The sequence below is a fragment of the Actinoplanes sp. NBRC 103695 genome (assembly GCF_030269485.1).
GTDB lineage: Bacteria > Actinomycetota > Actinomycetes > Mycobacteriales > Micromonosporaceae > Actinoplanes.
Window position 1 is genome coordinate 1 of sequence record NZ_BSTL01000077.1, and the last position, 8493, is coordinate 8493.

6 protein-coding genes are annotated in these 8493 nt (G+C 66.7%); 4 read left to right on the forward strand and 2 right to left on the reverse strand.

The window, feature by feature from the left end:
- The first annotated feature begins 152 nt into the window (after window positions 1-152).
- On the forward strand, window positions 153-3014 hold the full coding sequence (locus QSK31_RS48105; protein ID WP_285691927.1) for an AfsR/SARP family transcriptional regulator: 2862 nt from the start codon (window positions 153-155) through the stop codon (window positions 3012-3014).
- A 356-nt stretch (window positions 3015-3370) separates the two neighbouring features.
- On the opposite strand, the gene QSK31_RS48110 is transcribed toward QSK31_RS48105, so the two are convergent.
- Window positions 3371-4204 (reverse strand): WD40 repeat domain-containing protein, encoded by an 834-nt coding sequence (locus tag QSK31_RS48110; protein ID WP_285691928.1) that lies wholly within the window; start codon window positions 4202-4204, stop codon window positions 3371-3373.
- Between the two features lie 428 nt (window positions 4205-4632).
- Between QSK31_RS48110 and QSK31_RS48115 the strand changes: the two genes are divergently transcribed.
- Entirely contained in the window at window positions 4633-4944 is a 312-nt protein-coding gene (locus QSK31_RS48115; protein ID WP_285691929.1) for a transposase, read from the forward strand.
- Window positions 4945-5300: 356 nt separating this feature from the next.
- A complete protein-coding gene (locus QSK31_RS48120; protein ID WP_285691930.1) occupies window positions 5301-5546 on the forward strand; it encodes a hypothetical protein in 246 nt (81 codons plus the stop codon).
- A gap of 732 nt (window positions 5547-6278) precedes the next feature.
- On the opposite strand, the gene QSK31_RS48125 is transcribed toward QSK31_RS48120, so the two are convergent.
- The gene (locus QSK31_RS48125) at window positions 6279-7379 is read right to left on the reverse strand and encodes a tyrosine-type recombinase/integrase (protein ID WP_285691931.1); all 1101 of its coding nucleotides are present in this window, start codon (window positions 7377-7379) and stop codon (window positions 6279-6281) included.
- 445 nt (window positions 7380-7824) lie between these two features.
- On the opposite strand from QSK31_RS48125, the gene QSK31_RS48130 reads away from it, so the two are divergent.
- Entirely contained in the window at window positions 7825-8370 is a 546-nt protein-coding gene (locus tag QSK31_RS48130; RefSeq protein WP_285691932.1) for a nucleotidyltransferase domain-containing protein, read from the forward strand.
- Window positions 8371-8493 lie beyond the last annotated feature (123 nt).

The following is an 8493-nucleotide window of genomic DNA, read 5'->3' on the forward strand; positions in this document are numbered from 1 at the left end:
ACTCGGCACGAGGACACACAGCACTACGACGCGGAGCACCCAGCACACCCATACCCAGACCAACACATCGATCTTGATCAGAGTGACGGACGTTCACTCCAAAGCATGTGCGAAGTCCAGGGCTAGAGGCAGGCCGCACCGTCGATGTCGACGTGCTGGTGGACCGGGTCTGGGGCGAGTCCCCACCCAAGCAGGTCCGCCGCTCGCTGCCGGCCCACATCACCCGGATCCGGCGCACGCTCGAGCAGGCCGAGCCCGGCAGCACGCACGTAGCCCGGGAATCCGGCGGCTACCGCCTGGTGATCCAGCCCGAACAGGTCGACGTGCACCGGTTCCGAAACGCGCTCCGCGACCACCCCACCGACGCCGCCGCACTGCGGACCGCACTCTCCCTCTGGATCGGCGAACCACTGGCCGGATTGCGCGGGCACTGGGTGGAACGAACCCGCCGAACATTGCGCGAAGAGCACGCGGCCGCCGTCGTGGCGTGGGCCGAAGCCGAGATACGCAGTGGTGGCGCGGCGTCCACAATTACCCGGCTGACGGAACTCACCGACGAGCACCCGTTGCGGGAGACCGCCGCCGCCGCGTTGATGCGCGCCCTGTACGCCGTCGGCCGCAGTGCCGACGCACTCGCCCAGTACGAGCGGACACGCCGGGTGCTACAGCAGGAACTCGGTGTGGATCCCGGCCGCGAACTCGCAGCCGTGCACGAGGCGGTGCTGCGCCACGACCCGCGGCTGACGGCCGCGGTCCGCGCGGCCGTACCCGCCCAGTTGCCCGCCGATGTCACCGCGTTCACCGGCCGGGCCGATGAGCTGGCCGAGCTGGACCGGCTCATCGGCCGAACCGGCGACGAACCGATAGTCGTCGCCGTCACCGGCACGGCCGGATCAGGCAAGACGGCCACGGTCGTGCACTGGTGTCACCGGGAACGGAGCCGGTTTCCGGACGGACAGCTGTACCTGGATCTGCGCGGATACGACCCGGGCGAGCCGCTGCCGCCCACCGAGGCGCTGGCGATGCTCTTGACCGCGTTACTTCCCGCCGGTGCGGAGATCCCGCTGCGGCCGGAGGAACGCGCCGCCCGGTTCCGCACAGAGGTCTCCGGACGGCGGATGCTCGTCATACTGGACAACGCGGCGACCGTCGAGCAGGTCCGCCCATTGCTTCCGGGCACGTCAACCTGTCCCGTCATGGTAACCAGCCGTGACTCGCTGGCCGGCCTGGTGGCCCTGCACGGCGTGCACCGCGTGCAACTGGACCAGCTGCCAACCGCCGATTCGGTCGCCCTGCTGGGCCGGCTGATCGGTGACCGGGTGACCGCCGCGCCGGAGGTCGCCGCGGCGCTCGCGGAGCGATGTGTACGGTTACCGCTGACCCTGCGCCTAGCCGCCGAGCACGCGGTGTCCCGGCCGGCCACTTCGCTGGCCCGGCTGGTCGATGAGCTGCGCGCGGCCCAGCACGCACTCGACCTGCTCAGCGGCGGCGACGACCAGCGGGCCGCCGTACGGGCGGTGTTCTCATGGTCGCTGCGGCGATTGAGCCCGGGCGCCAGCCGCACCTTCGCCGCCCTCGGCCGCCACCCGACGGCGCTGTTCGACGCATACGCCCTCGCCGCCCTCGCCGGCTCCCCGCTCGACGAAGCCCGGCGCCAGCTGGACGTCCTCGTCCGCGCCCACCTGATCCACCCCGCCGGCGCCGACCATTTCGGCATGCACGACCTGCTCAAGGCCTACGCCGCGGAGATCGGCGACGACCTCGACGAGCACAATGCACTGGACCGGGTCTACGACTACTACATCGCCACCGTCTCCGCGGCGATGGACCGCCTCTACCCCGGCGAAGCCCACCGACGACCCTGCGTCGCCGCCCCGGTCAGCCCGGTCCCCGCGATCACAAACGCAGATGCCGCACGCAACTGGCTGGGCACCGAACTGCCGACTGTTCAGGCACTCGTCGCCCGAGCCGCGACCCGCGGCCGGCCCGAGCACGCCGTGACGTTGTCCGCGTTGCTGTTTCGCTACCTCGACGGGCATCACGAGGCGGTGGCACTGACGATCAACGGGCACGCCCAGGCGGCGGCGCGGGCCACCGGCGACCGTGCCGCCGAGGCCAACGCGCGCCTCGCACTGGGCGGCGTACACCACCAGGCCGGCCGCAGCGAGCTGGCGGCGGCGGAGATGTGGGCGGCCCACGCGCTGTTCGAAAAAGTCGGCGACGTGCTCGGGCAGGCACGTGCGCTCGGCAATGTCGGCATGCTCACCGAAAGCGCCGGCCGGTACCCGCCGGCGGCGGACTACTACGCCCGGGCGTCGTCGCTGTTCCAGCAGGTCGGCGACGTCACCGGACAGGCGCACATGCTGACCAGGCTCGGCACGGTGGAAATCCGGATGGGCAACGGCACGGCGGGGCGCCACCACCTGGATGAGGCGAAGGTGCTGCACCGTCGAGCGGGGCATCGCTTCGGCGAAGCGTGGGTAAAGATCGGCTTGGGCGAGCTGGCCGCCATCGAGGGATGCCCGGCCGAGGCCGTCCGGCTGCACACCGAGGCTGCCGGCATGTTCGCGCAGCTCGGCCACGGCGACAGTGAGGCTTGGGCCATCGACGGCCGCGGACGGTCCGAGCTATTGAGCGGCCGCCCGTTCGACGCGGCCGACCACCACCGACAGGCGCTCGAACAGTTCCGCCGACACGGCGACCAGGTCGGCGAATCATGGGCGCTCAACGGACTCGGCGAGGCCTGCCAGGCCGACGGCTATCCGACCACGGCCCGCAGCCACCACACCGAGGCCCTGATCGTGGCGACGCGGACCGGCTGCCGAGAACAGATCGCCCGGGCCCGCCACGGCCTGGCCCGAGCCGCTGCTCACCTGGACGCCGAAGCCGCGAGACAGCACTACGACCAGGCGATCGCGATCTACACCGAGCTGGGCCTGTCCATGGCCAAGGCCAAGGCCAAGGCCACCCGAGCAGAACTCGCCAGCCGCGCATCACCGGCATTTATTATTTGAGCAGTTGATGGTGGCGGTCGCAGCTCGCGCACGGTTCAGACGTTCTCGCCGATGCCCATCTGAACCTGCAACTCCTGGGCCCGCTCCGCGGCCGCGCTGGCACCGTAACGACGGGGCATGTCCTCGGATGCCCACCCCAGAAGCAGCATCAGATCACCGGTGTTGCCGCCGGCACGGTGCCACTCGTGGGCGAAGTTGTGCCGCCACCGGTGCGCGTGTGTCTTGGAAACACCCGCCGCTCCCCCGCCGCCTACTTGATCTCTCGTGAGCGACCGCGGTGCCGACCCTAGACATCGCCATCTGTCGGTGACGCTGAAGCGGGCTGTGGATGTCCGGTTCTTTCGGCTCGGTGGCGATCATCCGGGTTGGCGTAGGTATTTCGCGCGTTCTTCCGGTGTGAAGTCTCGGGTGGTGCGCTGTCCTGCCAGTGCGAGGACCTCATCGATCGGTCCGCACACCTCGCAGGGTGTGAAGCGGATTGTCGCTCCGTACAGGGTGATGAGTTGCCGTCCGTCGGCGCTGAAGGCGAGTTGTCGGGCATCGGCGGGATGGTCGAAGGTCAGGGGTTCGCCGCTGCCGTCGGTGTTCCACAGGCGCATGACGTTGTCGGTGCCGGCGGCGGCGATCAGTTTGCCGTCCGGGCTGAAGCTGATCGCCCGCGTCTGCCCGACGGTGCCGGTGAGCACGACTGGGTCGTCGTCGCTGGCGATGGTCCACACCCGGATCGTCCCGTCCTCGTCCGCGACGGCCAGCAAGCGTCCGTCCGGGCTGAACCGGACGTGATCGTGACGCCCGCTCTCGCCGTCCACCGTCTGCACCACTCGGTTGACGGCAGGATCCCACAGTCTCACGTCGTTGGGGCTCGGGGACACCGCCACGAGGGTAGCGTCACGGTTGATCGCTGTCGGCCCTGAGCCGTCGATCCGGCCGGCAACGTGCCGGCTGCCGGCCCGCCACACGAGGATATCGCCGTCGCCGCAGTGGACAGCGAGCATACGTCCATCGTCACTCAAGGCGATTTCGTTGTTGGCGATCTCGTCAGGCCGGCGCGGGCAGTCGAGTACTGCCGGTTTGGTGCTTGTCGCCCTCCACGCCGGACCGGCCAGCGCGGCCGTCTGCACCAATTGGAGCCGACCGATCTCCGGAGGGCTGGCGAACGGCACGAACTGCGTTGACAGGCAGACGGTCACCGTCTCCGGTCGGGTCCAGGACACCGCAGCGGACGGCTACTGCATCTACATCCGCGTCTCGTGGGCCCAGAGCCCGACGCAGGACAGCCCGTCTGCCTGCCCGGAGGGAGACAGCGACAACTTCTCTATGAGCGGTCAAGGCAACAGTGACATCTCCATCCACCGATACCGCGTGTAACAGCAGACAAGCATGGACGGCGGCCGGATCCACCGATCCGGCCGCCGGGCGTCGGCAGGGCCTCGGCTCAGAGGACCTTTGATCCTCAGGCTCGGGGTTCGAGTCCCTGGCGGGGCACGCAAAGCACCTCAACCGTCGGATGCGCCGAAGCGGGCTGGTCAGCTCGTTGCCCCAACAGCGAGTTGGGCTTCCCCCTGAGGTGTGGACACCCTGAAACTGGATCTTGAGTCCAGAGGAAGGGGTGTCCCCGTTGGGGCGTCCAGCGAAGTACACGCAAGAGTTCCGGCGGGACGCAGTCGAGCTGGTCCGCTCGTCCGGTAGGCCGATCAACGAGGTCGCCCGTGAGCTGGGCATGAGCCACGAGACGCTGCGGAACTGGGTCCGTAAGCACGAGCAGCAGAACTCAGGTGCGGGCTCGGCGGTGCCGGCCGGGGCCGGGTTGTCGGTGGCGGACAAGGACGCTGAGATCGCCCGGTTGCATGCGCAGATGGCCGAGCTGCGGCAGGAGAAGGAGATCCTGCGCAAAGCAGCCGCCTATTTCGCCAAGGAGATGGATCGGTGACCAGCCGCTTGCGGTTCATCTCCGCTCACCGGCCGGTGCACGGCGTCAAGCGGTTGTGCCGGGTCCTGGCGGTGTCGCGGTCCGGGTTCTATCGGTGGCTCGAACAACAGACGTCCCCTCACCTAACTCTCCCGCCTTCTGGCTGCCTACAAGTCTGGCGGTTTGAGCTGCGGGCGGATGAGATTTCGAAGACTGCCTTCGAAGCTGCACGGAAGCACCCGGGCGACCAACTATCTGAAAGGGGTATTTGAGGAGTCCGGTCTTGGCGCGTTCACCTGTCCCGGTGGGCATTCAACGGTGATGATCGGCATGTGGATAGCGGGTTGACGCCTGGTCGTGGGTCCGATCCGGCTGCGGTGACAGTGGTCGTGCGTGCCCCGGATGACCTACCTGGCTATCGGGCCTTCTTCGAGCCTGAGGGCGGTTCGCGTGACCTGGCTCCGGGCGACCGGTTGACGATCGTGATGGCCAGCAGCGGGCCGAAGACCATTGAGGTCAACCCGTTCGACGGGGGCCTGGTGCTTCTGGCGCCTTTGAACATCGCCTTTGATGACATTATGGTCACCGACTCAGGTGGACGCCTTGTCGAGGACATCTACTGAGCGTCCGGCACAACCGAGGCTTCGCATTTTTGCAGCCCATGGGCCGATCGAGCGGCTCGGAGATTTGACCCGCGACGATGCCGGCTCGATTCCGAAGCCCAGTTGATCTCTCTTGCGTTCGGCCCGGCGCTCGCGGGCGGCACGAGTCTCACGGACGGCACGAGTGTTGCCGGCGTAGCGATTCCCCTCCGAACCTCAGGGTTGATTCAAAACCAGGGGTTTTCGAGGGGTAACTGTCGGCCAACGAAAACGGTGACCTGCGTTTCCGCAGGTCACCGGGTACTTTTTGTCGGGCTGACAGGATTTGAACCTGCGACCCCTTGACCCCCAGCTATATAACGATTGTGTTAAGCGATATCAACTTGCGCTATTTCATACGCAGAACCGGACAGAACGACACCGCCGTGACGTCCGATTTCAACCAATCCCGGAGAAGTTGATCAAGGCTGTGACCAGGGCTGTGACCACGCCCAATCAAGTGCGGCGCCTGCCAGCCTGTCCGGAGCAATCGCCAAGTCCCGCGAATACGACGGCACCTTACCGCGGACGTGGGAGGATTCGGATTCTGTCCTGCACTGTGAATCCGGAACGGCATCGAGGCGTCAGAAACAGCGGAATCGGTAACCACTTGACAGCTCATGAGAAGACGACCTCTCCCCCACCAGCATTCAGCCCAACTCTTCCCGAATGCGCGTGCCGGGTTCCAGAATAGCCCCTCGTTCCTTTTCGTCTTCATGTATCGGCGACCGCCGGCGACGGCGCGGACATCACCAGTTCAGCGATACGGCCGCTGGCCTGCAACCGGCGGGCGGCACTGACCCGCGCGTAGTAGCGCATCAGCGTGGCCGGATCATGGCCGAGACGCTCGGCGACCTCATGAACGCCGTACCCGGCGTCGAACAACGCCGACGCTGTCAGATGCCGCATCTGATGCGGCCCGATCGGCCGCACCCCGGCAGCCACCGCAAGCTTGTTGAACCGGTCGGTGAGATTGTCCGGCCGCAACGGACGACCGGTACGGCCGTTGAACAGATACCGCGACGCCGCCCCACGATTCGCCGCCACCTCGGTCAGCAGGTGCAGCGTGAGCGGGTCGAGGACCAGGGTGCGTTTGCCGTTGAGTGACTTGGGCGGCTTCACCCGGATGCGGCTGCCCGGATCCTCCACCACGATCTGCCGGCGCACCGTCAGCGTGCCCTGCACCGGTTCCAGATCACCGCAGCGCAGCCCACACAGTTCCCCGCGCCGCAGTCCTGTCACCAGCAGTAGCCGCCACATGGGGAACAGGCGGTCCCCACGAACGTGGTCACCAAACCGACGCGCCTCGGCCAGCGTCCAGACCGGCCGCTCATCGTCACTCTCCCGAGGCTTACGCGCCCCCAGAGTTCGGCCGAGCTGTTCGGTGAACACCTTCGCCAGCACCAGGTCCAGCGTCCGCAGCGTCGTCCGGGAGTAGCCGTCGGCTTCCAGATCCCGGTAGGCGCGCTCCACCATCCGCGCGCTGAGCCGGCACGCCCGTACCTTGCCGATGTACGGGTAGATCAATCCCAGCAACCACCGGTAGTTGTAGCTGGTGTTCGGCTCCAGCTCCTGCTCCCGCGACAGCAACCACCCCTCACACACCATCTGCGTGGTGTCACTCTGCCGCGGCCTGGCCATCCGGGCATCACGCTGCCGGCACAACCGGTCGTACGCCTTCTTCGCAGCCTTCTGCGTGACGAACCCGGACCGCCGCGCCTGCATCCGGGCCCCGTTGCTGTCGTGACCGAGCTCCAGACGGAACCCGTACAGCCCGGTCACGTGGTCTTGAACGATCGCACTGGTATCGGACATGGTCCGCACCTCGACTCGATCAGGGGCTCTCCATATCAGAGAAGCCTTCACCTTGACCAACGAGCGGTCGGAGGACGGGGTAACCAGCAAAAGGTCGATGCCACTCGATCAGGTGGCGGCCGGAGCGGAAGCCCGGCCCAGCCTTCGAGCCCGGTCGGCATATCTCTACTCGCTTGCTTCCCGGCCGAGTGACAACTTGGTCTATTCGTTCTGCTTCGCCCGTCCGGCTGTGCAGATTGGCACAAGCCAGTCGTGGCGAGGGAGAACGGAGATCCTTTGCTCCTCGTGCCGCCCTACAGGGTGCCGCGACACGTCAAGACGATCTTTCTTCGCGACATTCCTGTCGTAGGCAGCCGCTACGGTCTCGCCGTCAACCTGACCGTGCCCGAAATGGGCGCGCCCAGCGTGAGGTTACTGCCGCATTAGGAAAGGATCTTTGACAGCCATGAAACGTGACGACCAACTGACTCAGGTGCTTGGCGCTGGGATCGAGTCGTTCGACATCCCGGAAGAGCAGTTCCAGGTCGCCGAGTTCGCCTACAAGGCAGCCTGCGACTTCCTGAGCACCTACTGGACAGACAGCGGGACGGGTGGGGCGTTGTACCCCCAGGGATCCATGCGGCTTGGCACCGTGACTGCTCTCATCCACCGCCGTGACGAATATGACCTGGACATGGTGTGCAGGCACAACCTCCAGAAGTCTCAGATCGCCTCGGAAGACCTGAAGGCAGATGTTGGCGACGCGCTGGAGCAATTCGTCAAGGCGAACCCCGACTTGCGACTCACGCTCGACGACGAAGGGCGCCGGTGCTGGACCTTTGTCCACGATCTACTGCCGCTTCACATGGACGTCTTGCCGGCCATCCCCAACGTTGACGCTGAGCCGAACGGTATCTGGGCTACCGACACCGAAGGTGCTCGCTGGCATCCCTCGGCCCCGACCGACTATGCCGATTGGTTCCTCGACGTCATACGCGACGAGTGGCTGTGAGTTCCCCCCGTTTCGACGGAGCGGTGGTTACCTGCTTCCGGTCGGGGCAGGGGTGAGGTTATCTGGCTCGGTCTGGGTGTGCCAGGCGGTCTCGTATTCGTCCGGGCTCAGGTAGCCGAGTTC